The 419-nt window shown below is 45.3% G+C and carries 1 pseudogene; it reads right to left on the bottom strand.

Annotated features, from left to right (window positions below):
* Positions 1-419, bottom strand: a pseudogene (locus KNQ12_RS16885) (hypothetical protein); the annotation flags it as partial.

The raw sequence follows: 419 nt of genomic DNA, 5'->3' as shown, positions 1-419 counted from the left end.
AAGTGATCGAGCATGCCAAATCGATTCGTTGCATCGCGGGTCACGATGAAGTTATAGGGCATCAATAACGAGAATTCAGACATGAAGTCCTCAAGCGTTTGCCGTGCGGGACGTGCATCTTTCGAAAATAATCCTGACGTCACTTCCTTGCAATTCAGCAAATGCAATACATGTTCTTCCAACACCGCTTGCCAATTGGAATCGTGCAACGTCATCACGTGAATCGAATCATCATTTTCTAAAACATCCCGACCACAAAAAACGACCTCGACCGGAAACGTGGCATGCGGTAAAATCGCATCGAAAAAGTTCTCATATTCTGTCCTTCCTTCATCAAGCTCCTCATACGCGACTCCATACATCGAGACACAATCGTTCGTGACTCGGACGATTCCTTGTCCTTGTTTTTGGATGATAAG

Source organism: Exiguobacterium sp. s11 (assembly GCF_018619015.1).
GTDB lineage: Bacteria > Bacillota > Bacilli > Exiguobacteriales > Exiguobacteriaceae > Exiguobacterium_A > Exiguobacterium_A indicum.
Note: the sequence above shows the minus strand (reverse complement) of the source record. Positions and strands in the feature narration are given on the sequence as shown.